The organism is Chryseobacterium sp. PMSZPI, from assembly GCF_002835665.1.
Lineage (GTDB): Bacteria > Bacteroidota > Bacteroidia > Flavobacteriales > Weeksellaceae > Chryseobacterium.
Genome location: NZ_PIZV01000042.1, coordinates 1 through 15,574, shown reverse-complemented (window position 1 = coordinate 15,574; position 15,574 = coordinate 1). Strand labels below are relative to the sequence as shown.

The window sequence follows — 15,574 nt, the reverse complement described above, 5'->3', positions numbered from 1 at the left end:
CTCCGTTTTACATACTGATTTTTAAATGATTCCATAACATTACTTTTTTTTGTGTAACGCTATATTAGGACGAGACATCTATCTAAATAAAAAAGAGAAGCGGTTTACTGCTTCTCTTTTTATGATTTATTTATAATTAGATTATTTCTTTTTATTTCTAATCTGTTCCTGAGCTTTTTGCTGCTCCTGAGCTTTTTCCATCATCTCTCTCATTCTCTTCTGGAACTTACCTTCAGCTTTTGGCTTTTCTTTGTTAGCCTGAATTTGAGCATGAATTTTCTTCTCATCTAAAATCCAGTACTTAATAACCAGAATAATAAGGATATTGATCGCGTTCGACACAAAATAGTACCAAGAAAGACCAGATGCCGATGTATTCAAGAAGAATAAGAATGTAATTGGGAAAATATACATTAATACTTTCATATTTGGCATCCCTTCCTGTTGTGGCTGCTGCATATTTCCCGAAGTCATAATTGTATAAATTAAGATCACCACTGTACATGCTAATGCAAAAATACTCAAATGATCTCCTAAGAAAGGAACTTTAAAAGGTAATTTGATCAAATCATCATAAGCTGTCAGATCCTTTGCAAACCAGAATCCCTGACCTCTTAAATCAATAAAGTTCGGGAAGAAACGGAATAGCGCATAGAAAATTGGAATCTGAACCAATGCAGGCAAACATCCCGCCATCTGATTCACCCCTGCCTTCCTGTAGACTTCCATCGTAGCTTGCTGCTTCTTCATTGGGTCCGCATCCTTGAATTTAGCATTTACCTCATCAATTTCAGGACGGATCACTTTCATCATGGCACTCAGCTTATGCTGTTTGTACATGATTGGTGACAAGATTAACTTCACAATAATGGTTAGTAAGAAAATGGCCCAACCAGCAGTTAATCCCCAAGACGCAATAAAGTTATACATCGGAATAAAGAACCCACGGTTCATCCATCCGATAAAAGACCATCCTAATGGTAAGATTTCATCAAAATTCTTATCATATGATTTAAGCAATGGCAAATCCAATGGCATAAAATACCAAGTGAAATCCTGGTTCAATTCACTTCCCGTCATTTGAACAAAACCTTCATAGTTGAATTTCTTCAAATATTCTCCTTCTTCAACACTTTCCTGATTTCCTTTGCTTTGTGTAAATCCATTTTTAGCTTCAATTACTGAAGAAAAGAACTGCTGTTTTACCCCAATCCAGTTCAGCGTTTCTTTTTCTTCATTCATTGTAGTTCTTCCATCATAATCATAATCTTTATAATTATTGAATGCATATGAGAACTCGGAATGAGATTGCTCCTGAGCTCTACCTTTTTCTAAGTTTCTAACATTATAATCCCAGATAAAATCAGCTTTATTATCTGATGTAATTTTAGAAAGACCTTGAGTTCTTACTTTAAAGTCTAAGGTATATTTTGGAAGCAGTGTATAAATAAACTGAATAACCGCTCCATTATAATCTGCTGTCAATGTTACAGCATTTCCGTTTACCGTTGGTGTAAAAACTAAATCTTTAGTATTGATTACTTTTCCTGTTTTATCTTTAAACTGGAAACCGTAGTTTGAATTATTTTTATTAATCAGATAAAGAGGTTGATCTGCATTATCTGTTTTGTGGTCGTATGCTTTATACTTTACAAGTTCCACTTTTGAAACTTGCCCTCCTAGGCTTGAAAATTCCAATTTCAATTCATTATTAGCCAGATTTGCTGTTTGAATAGCATTAGGAGTTACATTTGGATTGATATTACTTGCCTGAGTTTGCTTTACGGCACTTTTAACCTGTTCAGTTTTCTGCTGCTGAGCTTTTAACTCTTCTTCCTTCGCTTGTTTGTTCTGGAAATAGAACATAAAACCGAAGAGAACCAGGCATAAAACCGCGAAACTAATCATTTGCTTCTTATCGATTCCGTTGTTTTGTTGCATTTTATTTTATATTAAAATTTTAAATTTAAAATGGATGTACCCTAGTACATAATTTGAGCTGACAAAAATACTGTTTTTTTATCAAAACTCTATGCTTTACCATGTTACTATATAATAAACTCAAGCTGAGAATAATCAGCCTGAGTTTATGTTTAGACGTTTATGATAAAAAATTACCTTATTTCTTTTCGCAAGCCTTAATGAAAGCTCTGAATAAAGGATGTGGTGTTGCTACCGTACTCTTATATTCCGGATGATATTGAACTCCCACATAGAAAGGGTGATCAGGCAATTCAAGTGCTTCTACCAATCCGGTTTCAGGATTTGTTCCCGTAGCTAAGAAACCATTTTTCTCAAATTCCTGCAGGTATTCACTGTTGAATTCATAACGGTGACGGTGTCTTTCGGAAATATTTTTACTTCCATAAATTTCAGAAAGTTTAGATCCGTTTTTCAAAGCACACTTCCAGGCACCAAGACGCATAGTACCTCCTTTATCTATTACATTTTTCTGTTCTTCCATTAATGAAATCACAGGATCCGGAGTAGCTGTATCAAATTCCATTGAATTCGCTTTGGTGTGTCCTAAAACGTTTCTTGCAAATTCAATCGTCATAATCTGCATTCCTAAACAGATTCCCAACATCGGAATTTTATTTTCTCTGGCATATTTTGCCGTAAGAACTTTTCCTTCAATTCCTCGATCTCCAAAACCAGGGGCAACAAGGATACCATTCACTCCTTTCAGAACATCTTTGATATTATCTTCTGTAATATCTCCACTGTACACCCATCTTACTTTCACCTCGGTTTCAAGATCTGCTCCTGCATGCTTGAATGCCTCAGCAATAGAAATATAAGAATCCTGAAGGGAAACATATTTTCCTACCAATGCGATTTCAACAGTTTTCTTAGGGTTCTGGAATTTTTTAAGGAAACTCTTCCAGTCTTTAAGATCTGCTGTTTTATCACTTTTCAGATTAAGTTCTTTCAATACTACATCATCAAAGTTTTGCTTCTGAAGGTACATTGGCACTTCATAGATCGTTTCCAAATCTTTACATTCAATTACATTATCTAAAGGAACATTACAGAATTGAGCCAGTTTTGCTCTTTGATCTTTTGGAATCTTATGCTCTGTTCTGCAAACTAAAACATCAGCCATAATTCCACTTTCCATCAACTGACGTACAGAGTGTTGTGATGGTTTGGTTTTTAATTCTCCACTTGAAGCCAAATACGGCAATAATGTCAAATGGATTACCATAGAATTGCTCTCTCCCAGTTCCCACTTCAACTGACGAACAGTTTCAATGTATGGTAAAGATTCAATATCCCCAACTGTACCTCCGATTTCCGTAATGATGATATCGTAGTCTTGTTTTGAAAGGATTTTAATTCTACGCTTAATTTCGTTAGTGATATGAGGAATGACCTGAACTGTTTTTCCAAGGAAGTCTCCTTTTCTTTCTTTTTCGATTACAGTTTGGTAGATTTTTCCTGTAGTAACGTTGTTGTTTTGGGATGTAGGAGCATCAAGGTAACGCTCATAGTGACCTAAATCCAGATCCGTCTCCGCACCATCTTCAGTCACATAGCATTCTCCATGCTCATAAGGATTCAAAGTTCCCGGGTCGATATTGATATAAGGATCAAGTTTTTGGATCGTTACGTTAAAACCGCGTGATTTTAGCAATAGTCCCAGAGAAGCAGACACGATTCCTTTTCCCAAAGATGAAGTTACACCTCCTGTCACAAAGATGTATTTTGTATTCTTTTTACTCATTAGATTAGGTTTGTGCAAAGTTATGGGAAAAAGAAATACAAAGCAATTTTTTAAATTTTGAAAATACAAAAACAGCTTTCAAACTGCCATAAAACCTGATTAAAATTTCTTTAAAACATGTAAAGACCATTACCTTTTCAATTCAACAAAAAAAGGTTTTCCAAACACTTTGAAAAACCTTTTTTAAAATTAAATAAGAACCCGTTGTGCATTTTGAGCTAAAATTACCTGAGTTCTAAGCAATAAAGTCTGGTAAATGGGTTTGAAGCTGGAAGGAAAGAAGCTGGAAGTTACTTTCAGCTGTAAAGACGACAGCCTATAGCATCATTAATTTTTGCTTCAATATCGATAAAAAAAATGAATCATTATTCTTTATGACCTCCATTACTCCCAGCTTCCAGCTCCCGGCTTCAAAACTGCTTTATTCCGAACTGACATTTAATATCAAAATGCACAACGGGTAAATAAAATATTTCTTATTGCTTAATCAACTCAAAATAAAGACTAACCTCAACATCTTTTGCCACTCCGGCCCCTGTCGGATCATATTTAATTCCGTAATCCAGGCGGTTGATTGTAAATTTTGTCTGAAACCCCATTACCTCTTTTCCTTTCTGATTTTTCGTAATACCTCCAAACGTTACAGGAACACTGATCTCTTTCTCCACATCTTTAATTTTCAAACTCCCTTTTAAAATATAGGTATTATTTTTATCCTTAGTAATCGAGTTACTCGTGAATTTCATCTCAGGATATTTGGCAACATCAAAAAATTCTTCACTCATCAAATGCCTGTCTCTCATTTCTACTCCGGTATTTACTGAGCTGGTACCTACACTGAAATCAAAATTAGCATTATCCAGATTAGCTGCATTGGTAACAACTTTTCCGTCAAATTTATCAAATCTTCCCTGTACGAAACTAATCCCCATATGTTTGATATTGAAATTAACGGAAGAATGCATCTGGTCAACAGCCCAAGTATTCTGCGCAAAAGCAATAACACTTAGCAGTACCAGCACGAAAGATAAAAATACTTTTTTCATTAGTAATTATATTTTACATTAATATTTAAATTAAACAAAGCTAAGATATAAAAGATATTTACATTTAACATAAATTCAGTACAATACATTTTATTTCCATTTTTAAAGAAAATTGGAAGCTGGAAGAAAGAGACTGGAAGTTAACTTTCAGCAATAATTACTGAAAGTCAATGACACAATTAATTTTACTCTCAAGAAAATAAACAGGTGGATAATTATTCTTTACAACTTTCATAACTTCTATCTTTCTGCTCCCAGCTTCAACCCTGATCAAGTCAGAAACTCTTATCCCGAACTTAAGTTATTAAACAATACTTTAAGTTAAATTTCAAGAAAAAAATCATTTTTTTATAACTTCGCAGTATGGCAAAACTGAAAACAGCATATTTCTGTCAAAACTGCGGAACTCAATACCCTCAATGGTTGGGACAATGTAAAAACTGCGGAGAATGGAACACTTTAGTAGAAGAAGTCGTTGAAAAGACATCTCACAAAACTCCTCCTTTTTCGAAATCCAAACAACATGTGATCAACATTGTTGAAGTGGAAGCGATTGAGGAGCCAAGAATCAAAACCCCTTCTGAAGAACTAAACCGGGTACTAGGCGGTGGTATTGTTCTAGGATCTGTTACCTTGATTGGAGGAGAGCCGGGAATCGGAAAGTCTACCCTCTTACTTCAGCTTGCCCTAAAAATGAAGAAGAAAATTTTCTACGTTTCCGGAGAGGAAAGCGCTTCTCAAATTAAAATGAGAGCAGACCGATTAACCGATATTCAAAACCCCAATTGCTATCTGTTTACCGAAACTTCTTTGGAAAAAATCTTGCATGAAGCGAAAAAACTGGAACCGGATTTCATGATTATTGACTCTATCCAGACTCTTCAATCACAACTAATAGAAAGCTCCCCCGGAACGGTTTCCCAAATCAGAGAGTGCTCCAATGAAATCATTAAATATGCCAAAGAAAACAATATTCCCGTATTTCTGGTAGGTCACATTACTAAAGACGGCCAGATTGCCGGTCCGAAAGTTTTGGAACATATGGTGGATGTCGTTTTAAATTTTGATGGCGACAGAAACCACCTTTTCAGATTATTGAGAGCTAATAAAAACCGTTTTGGCTCTACTTCAGAAATTGGAATTTATGAAATGATTTCACAAGGTTTAAAAGAAATTAAAAACCCTTCAGAAATCCTTATCACAAAGAAATTTGAAGAACTTTCCGGAAATTCCGTTGCAGTAACGTTGGAAGGAAACCGCCCTATGCTTATTGAGATTCAGGCACTCGTAAGTACAGCCGTATACGGAACACCACAGAGAAGTTCTACAGGTTTCGATTCCAAAAGATTAAATATGCTTTTAGCCGTATTGGAAAAGCGTGCCGGGTTTCAGTTAGGTGCAAAAGATGTTTTCTTAAACATTACCGGGGGAATTAAAACAGATGATCCTGCATTAGATCTTGCCGTTGTAGCTTCAATTCTTTCTTCCAATGAAGATATTGCCATATCTGAGCATTTTTGTTTTGCCGGAGAAATTGGTTTGAGTGGCGAAATACGACCTGTAGCACAAATTGAACAAAGAATTTCGGAAGCTGAAAAACTTGGGTACGAAAAAATATTTGTATCCAATCTTAATAAAATACCAAAAAGAAAATTTGGAATTAAGATCGAAGAAGTTAGTAAGATTGAGGACTTTCATGAAAGGATTTTTTAGAATTCCATGATTTAAAATAATTCAATTGTGTTTTAAATTTTGGCTAAAGCCAATGGATGATTTATATATTTTAAGGTGGGCTAAAGCCCACCTCTATTGATTTAGCTAAGCATATATTGAAACTTACAGTATTATGTTTTCTTTTCATTTTTTAATTCATATCTTTAATCTATGAATTACCTGGCTCATTCTTTTCTCTCTTTCACCGATGAGCAAATCGTTGGACAATTTCTCGAAGATTTTATCCGAAACAGAGAACGTTTTTCTTTTCCAAAAGGGATGCAGGACGGCATCACGATGCATAGAGCCATTGATACGTTTACAGATTCTCATCCAGCTATTCATGAGGCTAAAAAAGTATTTGCTCCTTTAGTAAGATTATATGCCGGTGCATTCATAGATGTGTCTATGGATTATTTTGTAGCGAATGATCTTTCTTTGAACTCTCCTGCTGAATGGAAAGCACACTCACTTCGGGTGTACAGCGTTTTAAATGCTCACAAAAAGTGGCTACCGGACAACCTCAAAAGAATGCTGGCTAAGATGGAACAAGATGATTGGCTTTATAATTACCGTGAAGATTGGGGCATTAAATTCAGTATTCAAAATGTTCTTAACAAAGCTCAATATCTGGATAAAGATATTCCTGTTTTCGAAGCTTTTTTAGAACATAAAAATGATCTTCAAAAATGTTACAATGATTTCTTTCCTGATTTATTAGTTCATGTGAAAGGAATCAACACTTTACTTCAATTGGATAATTAATATCTAAAATTGCTTATACAGATAACGATTGGGGTAAGTCATTTTTTCACTTTGCCTTTTCCCATTCACAATAATGTGGACAATATTCATCTGATCATCAAAAAGATTATATAAAAAACTTACGGCTGCTTCCACTTTTTTAGGACTCTCCACTGGTTCCGACTCAAGGAAAACATTTACAGATTCCTGATCTTCCTCGTATCCGACATAATTGATCTTTAAAAATTTATTGTCTGCTTTTAGCTTAAAGTACTCCAGACAATATTTTTGTAAAGCGTCATTAAGTTTCGTCTTATATTTTGTGTCATTAAAATGAAAAGCACTACCATATTTCTTCCCTAAACCATCTTCTAAATCATCTAAGAAAAACCGGCCCGTGACTTCAAATGTTTTGGATTTAGAATTATAATTTATTTCTACAGAACCCACATGATAAGGATGAACTTTTTTATTAGCTCTTATAAAACTTTGAAAAACGAACATCAATGGTACAAGAAATAAAAAAAAGAGTCTTTTAGGCATTATTCTATATTTGAAGCAAATATAAAAAAAGCAGCAGTTATAGAAACCGCTGCTCTTAATTGTTATATAATGGACTTTCTTTTATTCTTTAATCACTTTCTTCGTGATTTGGGTATCATCATTCAGTTTGATTGTAAACAGATAAGCCCCTTTCACCAATCCGGACAGTTCTATTTTATTAGAAGCTTTATCCACATTAGCTGTTTTAACCAATTTTCCGGATGCATCATATATTGTAACCGATGCTTTTGAATATTTTCCGAGCATAACCTGTACCATATCTTTAGCCGGGTTTGGAGTAATATTAACATCCGAATTCAATGTCAGATCTTTTGTTCCTAACGTTGAGTTTGTTTTTACAAAGTACCCTCCAAGGCCTGTAGTTTGAAAACTTACTTCCCAGTATTTATAGGTTTCATTCCATACAATATCAGCAACATTCACAGGGATTACAACAGCAGGACTTCCAAAAGAAGCTATAGTACCGGTACTTCCTGCACTTGTTCCTGTGTATTTTTCCACAACAAGGTTAGCTTTATTGGCATTATCAGTACTTGAAGTAGGTAACTTGATCGTGCTTGTTAAATTGTATGCATCAAAATCTTCCTGTTTGAAATATAAGGTGATTTTTCCTGTAGCTGTTGAAGCATTTTCTACCGGATTGATTTCATACCTTCTCGAAACATAATTAGATTGCGCTGCATCTACCCATACTTTTGAGGTCACGTTTCCGGTAATTGTGCTCGCAGCTTCTTTTTCCACTCTTGCGATAAATTCACAGTTATTGATAAAATAATTTTTACCGGCTGCAATAGGTAAAGTTTTAGATAAATTAACTGTCGCTAATTTTTTTATTTCAGGTTTATCTTCATATACAACAGCTCTGATTCTCAAATTCCCATTTAAGGAGGTCCAAGTTGTCCCGTTATTATTGGAGTATTTACTCCTTCCACTAGAAGACCCCTGTTCAGCGAACAAAGCCATTCTTCCTCCTGAAGTATTTAAGACTACATAAAAATCCTCTTTTGTGGTAATATTTACATTCAAATCAGAAAGATTGATATAGTTCCAACCTACCCGATAAAAAGTATTTTTAATCGAGGTAAATGATTTTGAAGCAATCAGTTCTCCCGGATTTCCGCTTGCGTCTACTTTTTTAATATCAATAGTAAATGGTACATTTCCCATTGCTGGATTAGCAGTAAAAAAGTTTACCCCGCTTAACTTCCCTGTTCTGGTAGGTGTGTATTTTACTGCAAAAACAATATTATCCCAATAATAATTGCCTGCAAATGGGTCTTGATAAAATTGTGTATCATAAGTAACACTTTCAAATTCTGAAACTGCACACCCTATTTCACTCGCAACAGCTTTATAAATATTAAGTTTCCCATACCCCCATCTTGGGTTAGGTACAGCTCCAGTTTGAGCATCTTGTGTTGCTGCATTCGTTAATCTCGTTTTTACGGTAGCAGCTGTTAAATTAGGATTTGCCTGCAATAACAAAGCAACTGAACCTGCAACTCCCGGACAAGCCATACTGGTCCCCGTATTAATTACATATTTATCACTAATTCGTGTTATTGACTGAGAAATCTGACCTTCGGGACTATTCGAAGACATAGCAGAGATTACAAACTGTCCGGAAGCAGTAATTTCAGGCTTTAAAATCCCATCTACTCTAGGTCCTTTATTACTAAAATTGGAGATTCCTTCTACGGTTACTCCATTTATTCCATACAAGCCATCATCTGCACTGCTTAAAAAATTTGCTCTACCATTATAAGATGCTACTGTAATCGCTGTTGAAGCATTTCCGGGGCTTCCTACAGCATAATCACTATTTCCATTATCTAGTTGTGCCAGAGTATTATTATTTGAATCTTTACCCATATAGAGCCAGCCATGGGTAACAATTGGTGCTGTTCCGGGATTTGTAACTTCTAATTTATAAGCTCCCTGACAATTTGCTGTAGATCCTGTTGCTCTTTTAATAAATAAAAAAGCATAGCTTCTATTATTATCATTATCAATATTATTTTCTAAGATAGCTTGAAAACCTCCTGATGAAATACTATTTGTTGTGAACCCACCAAAGTTTTGAGTATATTGCTGACCGTCAGGAGTAGTCAGTCTAGTTGTTACAGGAGTCGTATTATTAGTATACATCATAAAACCAAGTACACTACCATTAGTTGTATTACTTGCTACTGTAAAAGTATAACTCTGAGTAGCTCCTGGTTCAATATTTATACTTCTGTGAAGCTTATCACCGTATTCATTTCCTGCTGCTATTACTACGACTCTTCCCGGGCCTGATGCTGTAAAGTTATTAACAGCTACCTCATCAGCTGTTGTTCCATCATGCCCATTAAGATGTCCTCCAAGGCTCATATTTACCACAATAGGTCTATTTAGAGCTGTTGCAATATTTTTAAAATAGGTTATGGCATTAATTGTATTAGTTGTAGAAAAAGATCCATTTCCGCCCTTAACAATAACAAGATCAGCATTGGTAGCAAAACCTTTATGCCTTTTATCAGAGAAACCTGCTCCATTACCAGCAGCTGTACCTGCAACGTGCGTTCCATGTCCGTTACTATCTTGCTCACGAACAATCCCTGTAGGAGTTCCATCTATTTCATCCTCAATCTGGGCCCTTGTATATTCTACTCCTACGTTAAATCCTGTAGGCGGAGCTTCGGTTCCTTGTGCCGTCAATGTCTGATCCCAAATAGAATAAATTCTACTTTTTGTTTGATCAGTTGCCCCACGGAAATCGGGATGCTTCCAATCGATACCGGTATCATAGACTCCTACCAACACTCCACTCCCGTTATAAGACATATTATTAAGAATTCCGTCCTGAAGTAAAGAAGCGCCTGATTGTATCCTGCTTACATCATTATTCACCCGGTCAATACGAGGTGCCATAACTGCAGTTACATAAGGAAGGGCAAGGATTTTTTCTATATCTTCAATATCCACTAGTGCCGTTGCAAAACCAGGCAGCACACTTTGCACCAATACGCCGTCAGCTTTTAGCCGTTCCGGAGTTTTGGTATAAATAATACAGGAGTACATCGTTTTTGCTCCTTTTGCCGTAACAACCAAATGACTGGTAAGTTCTTTTTGGATATCTTCCACCCCTTCATTCTTAATACCTTTAGCCAGATTCTCTTTGTTTTTCAACAAAGCTTTAAATCGATAATCCAGTCTTTTCTCTTGCCCGAAATATAAGGATACCCAGAGCGTAAGAAAAATGGATAAAACACCTGTCAGATGCTTTTTCACTACATCCGTAATGTGTACTTTTGTAGAAAATAATTTTTTAAAATTCATTGTGTATGTATTTGATTATTCAATTATACAATATTTAATAAAACACAATAATCAATAAACAATTAATAAAATACATTAAATAATTTTAAAATAAAATAAAAACAAACCATAATAAACAAAATTATTTACAATTCACAATCAAAAAGTTATTTATGCAGGATTTTTTTCTTTTTTTACAATTAGGCTGGGAACATATTATTTCTTTAGATGCATTGGACCACCAGTTATTTGTTTTGGCACTTATTGCCGTATACTCTTACAGTGACTGGAAAAAAATCCTGATTCTTGTAACAGCTTTTACTATTGGGCATTCCATTACATTAGCTTTAAGTATTCTGGATGTTTTCAGAGTTCCTTCGAGTTGGGTTGAGTTTTTAATTCCTTTGACCATTGTCTTAACGTCGTTGGATAATATTATCATGAAAAATCAAAAGCAAACTTTGATGAGGGCTAATTATTATCTTGCTTTAATCTTCGGCCTTGTTCATGGAATGGGTTTTGCCAACACAGCAAGGGTAATGATTGCCAAGAGCCAGAGTATTGCCATGCCACTTTTAGGTTTTAATATTGGATTAGAATTAGGGCAAATTGTAATCGTTTTTGCCATTTTACTCGTTTTGTTTATCTTACTTAATATCTTTAAAGTGAATAAAAAGGATTGGATTCTGTTTGTATCTTCCGGTGTATTTGCTTTAGCTCTAAAAATGACATTAGAAAGAATTCCTTTCTAACACCGAAATATTTTCAATATTTCAACCACTTATTACTATCTTTGGCAAATATTAAATCATTTCGGTTATGAAACTAAAAGTTGTTATATTTTCACTTTCTGTATTTGCATATACAGGTTTCACCGCACAAAATATTCAGAATAACCCCGGCAGTAATCATGGAAATAAATTTGAACAGCTGGGAAACATTCTACCAACACCCAACATTTACAGAACGGCTTCCGGAGCTCCGGGACACGGATACTGGCAAAACAGAGCAGATTATAACATCACGGCTTATCTTGATGAAGATAAAAGAAATCTAAAAGGTTCTGAAACGATTACTTACTACAATAATTCTCCCGATGACCTGGATTATATCTGGCTTCAACTGGATGAAAATGAGCATTCAACAATCAACAATGCAGGCTTTGATAATTCGTCAACACTACGCCCTTCCATTAATGATCAACAGCTCAAAGTAACGGAACTTCCTGTAAAAGATAATGGATACGGTGTTATCCTTGAAAAGGTAACCGATGCTTCGGGCAACCCGTTAAAATATACGGTCAATAAAACCATGATGCGTATTGATCTTCCAAAAATTTTGAAAAAAGGCGAAAAGCTTACTTTCAAAGTAGACTGGAATTATAATATCTCCAACAGAATGAAAATGGGTGGCCGTGGTGGTTACGAAAACTTCCCTGAAGACGGCAATGATCTGTATACGATGACACAATGGTATCCAAGAATGTGTGTTTATAGTGATTTTCATGGCTGGCAAAATCATCAGTTTACCGGAAGAGGAGAATTTGCTTTAGTTTTTGGTGATTTTAAAGTTTCAATGAACGTTCCTGCCGATCATATTGTAGGCGGAACGGGAGAATGTAAAAATTATGATCAGGTACTGACTGCTGATCAGCTTTCAAGGTACAGAAAAGCCGAAAATGCTACAGAACCCATAGAAATTGTAACTTTAGATGATGCTAAAAAAGCAGAGAAAAATCATTCAAAGCAAAGAAAAACCTGGGTTTTCGAAGCTAATAATGTAAGAGATTTTGCATGGACTTCCTCAAGAAAGTTTATATGGGACGGAATGCGTGTTACCATTCCTGAAAACAATAATAAAGTAATGGCGATGAGTTTCTATCCAAAAGAGGCTTATAATCTTTACAGAAAATTTTCCACAAGAGCAGTGGCCCATACAATTAAAACATATTCGGAATTTACCATTCCATATCCATATCCTGTAGCTCAATCTGTAGAAGCCGCCAACGGAATGGAATACCCTATGATTTGTTTCAACTTTGGAAGGACGGAAAAAGACGGAACTTATTCTGAAGCCACCAAAAACGGAATGATCGGCGTAGTTATCCACGAAGTAGGACACAACTTCTTTCCGATGATTATCAATTCCGATGAAAGACAATGGGCATGGATGGATGAAGGACTGAATACTTTCACCGAATATCTTACAGAAGAAAAATGGGATAATAAATTTCCTTCTAAAAGAGGACCGGCCTGGACGATTGTAGATTATATGAAACTTCCCAAAGATCAGCTGGAACCTATTATGAGCAACTCTGAAAATATTGTTCAGTATGGTCCGAATGCCTATTCAAAACCAGCGACAGGATTAAATATTCTTCGTGAAACCATTATGGGTAGAGAGCTTTTTGATAAAGCATTTAAAACGTACGCTAAAAGATGGGCCTTCAAACACCCTGAACCTGCAGATCTTTTCCGTACTATGGAAGATGCCAGCGGTGAAGACCTTGATTGGTTCTGGAGAGGATGGTTCTATGGAACTGATCCTGTAGATATTGCCATTGACAAAGTAACGGTTGCCATTCCCAATTTGGAAACCGATCCAAAAGCTGTCGGAGAAATAAAATATCAGGTAGACAAACCTTTAGTCAGCAGTTTTGAAGATCTTTCAAAAATCAGAAACAGGGAGGATAAGACTATTACTTTCTATGTGGATCAAAACAAAGAGGCCCAGGATTTCTATTATAAATATGACAGAGGCCAGGAAAAAGTGGATAACAATAAAGAATACGTTCTTAAAACTGATGCCACACTTCCTTTAGATGCTAAGGAGAAAGAGAAATTCAAAAATATTACAGGTTATCAGATCGATTTTGTGAACAAAGGCGGTTTAGTAATGCCTATTATCCTTGAATTCACCTTTGAAGATGGTTCTAAATCATATGATAAATCTTCGGCACAAATCTGGAGACTTAATGAGCAAAAGGTTTCAAAAACATATTATTTTGATAAGAAACTGAAATCAATCCAACTCGATCCAATGAGAGAAACCGCCGATATTGATACGTCAAATAATTTATGGACCAACAATGGCGCCGGTGGTGAAACTTCAAAATTCCAATTATTTAAGCAAAAACAAGAGACAAACTCTGCAAGAGGTAGTTCAAACGGAAAAGTGAACCCGATGCAGGCAGCGGGAAAGAGTTAAAAATAATTTATAAAAAGTATTCATAATATGAATACTTTTTTTAGTTTTGCCTATCACAGCAAATTGATGAAATTAACTTAAAAAATGAATACAACTTATCGCCCGGATATACAAGGATTAAGAGCTATTGCATTTTTACTTGTTTTCTTTTTTCATTTGAATAAAGACTGGCTTCCCGGAGGATTCTTAGGTGTTGATTTATTCTTTGTAATTTCTGGATTTTTAATGACCATGATTACCTTGAACGATATAGAAAAAAATAGATTTACATTTATTAATTTCTATATAAAAAGAATAAAGAGGATTATTCCTGCATATTATGTTATGCTGCTTTTCGCCGCTTTTGCTGGAGCTTATTTATGGCAATATTCAGAGATTAAAGTTTTAAGAGAATCGATTATATCTGCCGGCCTGTTTATATCTAACCTAATATTTTCTAGAGGAAATAATTACTTCGGAGCACAAACCAGTGAAAACCCAGTGCACCACACCTGGTCACTTTCTATAGAAATGCAATTTTACATTTTTTTACCTTTTATTATTTATTTTTTCAGAAAGCACCCTTGTAAAAGCTTTTATAATAAATAATAGTTGTATTTTTTACAATTTATACGACTTATCAGGTAGAATTTCAAAACCTTAAAACTGAAATGTATTTTTCACTTTTAAGTAGAATTCCCGAGTTCCTGATCGGTGGAGTTTATGCTTTGATCTTCAAAAAGGGAATTGATATACAACGAAAATATAATAATTTACTTTCTTTTGGAAGTTTAATTATTCTTTTGATTTGCTCGGTTTTCATCACCGAAGAAAGTCATTTTCCCGGGGTTTTAGCACTTATTCCTTGCATGGCGAGTGCTAATCTATTAGTTCTTAAAAACAATGCTTTATCCGATTTTTTATCAACAAAAACACTGGTTTATATTGGTGAACTTTCATATTCTCTTTATTTATGGCATTTCCCAATAATGGCTTTTTTAAGATACAAAAATGAAAGTTATGAATTTAATGTGTTCGAAGTTATTTTCATTTCTGTTACCACATTTGTTCTGGCGTGGCTTTCTTATAACTTTATAGAAAATAAATTTCGAAAAATTACGGATGTTAAATTCTTTAAAGTATTTATTCCTTTGGGATTGTTTGTTGCAGGGTTTTCATTCTCTCTGCTATATATCACAGGATATAAAAAGATTCCGAAAGTCTATTCAGTACCTTTTTTTGGATCCAAATCTCATGGTATAGACAACATTGAAAAATTTGGAGATTTAAGTAA

At 35.0% G+C, this 15,574-nt stretch carries 11 protein-coding genes; 6 read left to right on the top strand and 5 right to left on the bottom strand.

What is annotated here, in order from left to right; genetic code table 11:
• Nucleotides 1-141 precede the first annotated feature (141 nt).
• The 3 genes from yidC to CW752_RS08870 form a co-directional block, all read right to left on the bottom strand.
• Nucleotides 142-1,941: a membrane protein insertase YidC gene (yidC, locus tag CW752_RS08880; protein ID WP_101239371.1), complete on the bottom strand. Its 1,800-nt coding sequence runs from the start codon at nt 1,939-1,941 to the stop codon at nt 142-144.
• Nucleotides 1,942-2,119: 178 nt separating this feature from the next.
• Nucleotides 2,120-3,727 carry a CTP synthase gene (locus tag CW752_RS08875; protein ID WP_101239370.1) on the bottom strand — a complete coding sequence of 536 codons (1,608 nt, stop codon included), beginning with the start codon at nt 3,725-3,727 and terminating at the stop codon, nt 2,120-2,122.
• Between the two features lie 476 nt (nt 3,728-4,203).
• Complete coding sequence (locus CW752_RS08870) at nt 4,204-4,773, bottom strand: YceI family protein (RefSeq protein ID WP_101239369.1); 570 nt, start codon at nt 4,771-4,773, stop codon at nt 4,204-4,206.
• Nucleotides 4,774-5,136: 363 nt separating this feature from the next.
• Between CW752_RS08870 and radA the strand changes: the two genes are divergently transcribed.
• On the top strand, nt 5,137-6,486 hold the full coding sequence (gene radA, locus CW752_RS08865; protein ID WP_101239368.1) for a DNA repair protein RadA: 1,350 nt from the start codon (nt 5,137-5,139) through the stop codon (nt 6,484-6,486).
• A gap of 171 nt (nt 6,487-6,657) precedes the next feature.
• The gene (locus CW752_RS08860; protein WP_101239367.1) at nt 6,658-7,251 is read left to right on the top strand and encodes an ACP phosphodiesterase; all 594 of its coding nucleotides are present in this window, start codon (nt 6,658-6,660) and stop codon (nt 7,249-7,251) included.
• A 3-nt stretch (nt 7,252-7,254) separates the two neighbouring features.
• Here CW752_RS08860 and CW752_RS08855 read toward each other — a convergent pair whose 3' ends face one another.
• Together CW752_RS08855 and CW752_RS08850 are read right to left on the bottom strand one after the other, a co-directional pair.
• Nucleotides 7,255-7,773, bottom strand: a complete 519-nt coding sequence (locus tag CW752_RS08855) for a DUF6702 family protein (protein WP_101239366.1) — start codon at nt 7,771-7,773, stop codon at nt 7,255-7,257.
• A gap of 81 nt (nt 7,774-7,854) precedes the next feature.
• Nucleotides 7,855-11,115, bottom strand: a complete 3,261-nt coding sequence (locus CW752_RS08850; RefSeq protein WP_101239365.1) for a S8 family peptidase — start codon at nt 11,113-11,115, stop codon at nt 7,855-7,857.
• 152 nt (nt 11,116-11,267) lie between these two features.
• On the opposite strand from CW752_RS08850, the gene CW752_RS08845 reads away from it, so the two are divergent.
• From CW752_RS08845 to CW752_RS17080, 4 genes are all read left to right on the top strand, one after another.
• Entirely contained in the window at nt 11,268-11,846 is a 579-nt protein-coding gene (locus tag CW752_RS08845; RefSeq protein ID WP_101239364.1) for a HupE/UreJ family protein, read from the top strand.
• Between the two features lie 67 nt (nt 11,847-11,913).
• Complete coding sequence (locus CW752_RS08840) at nt 11,914-14,301, top strand: M1 family metallopeptidase (protein ID WP_101239363.1); 2,388 nt, start codon at nt 11,914-11,916, stop codon at nt 14,299-14,301.
• A gap of 84 nt (nt 14,302-14,385) precedes the next feature.
• Nucleotides 14,386-14,889, top strand: coding sequence for an acyltransferase family protein (locus tag CW752_RS17085; protein WP_101239362.1), 504 nt, complete (start codon nt 14,386-14,388; stop codon nt 14,887-14,889).
• A partial coding sequence (locus CW752_RS17080; RefSeq protein WP_185117604.1) for an acyltransferase family protein occupies nt 14,886-15,574 on the top strand: 689 nt, incomplete at its 3' end. The genes CW752_RS17085 and CW752_RS17080, both read left to right, overlap by 4 nt.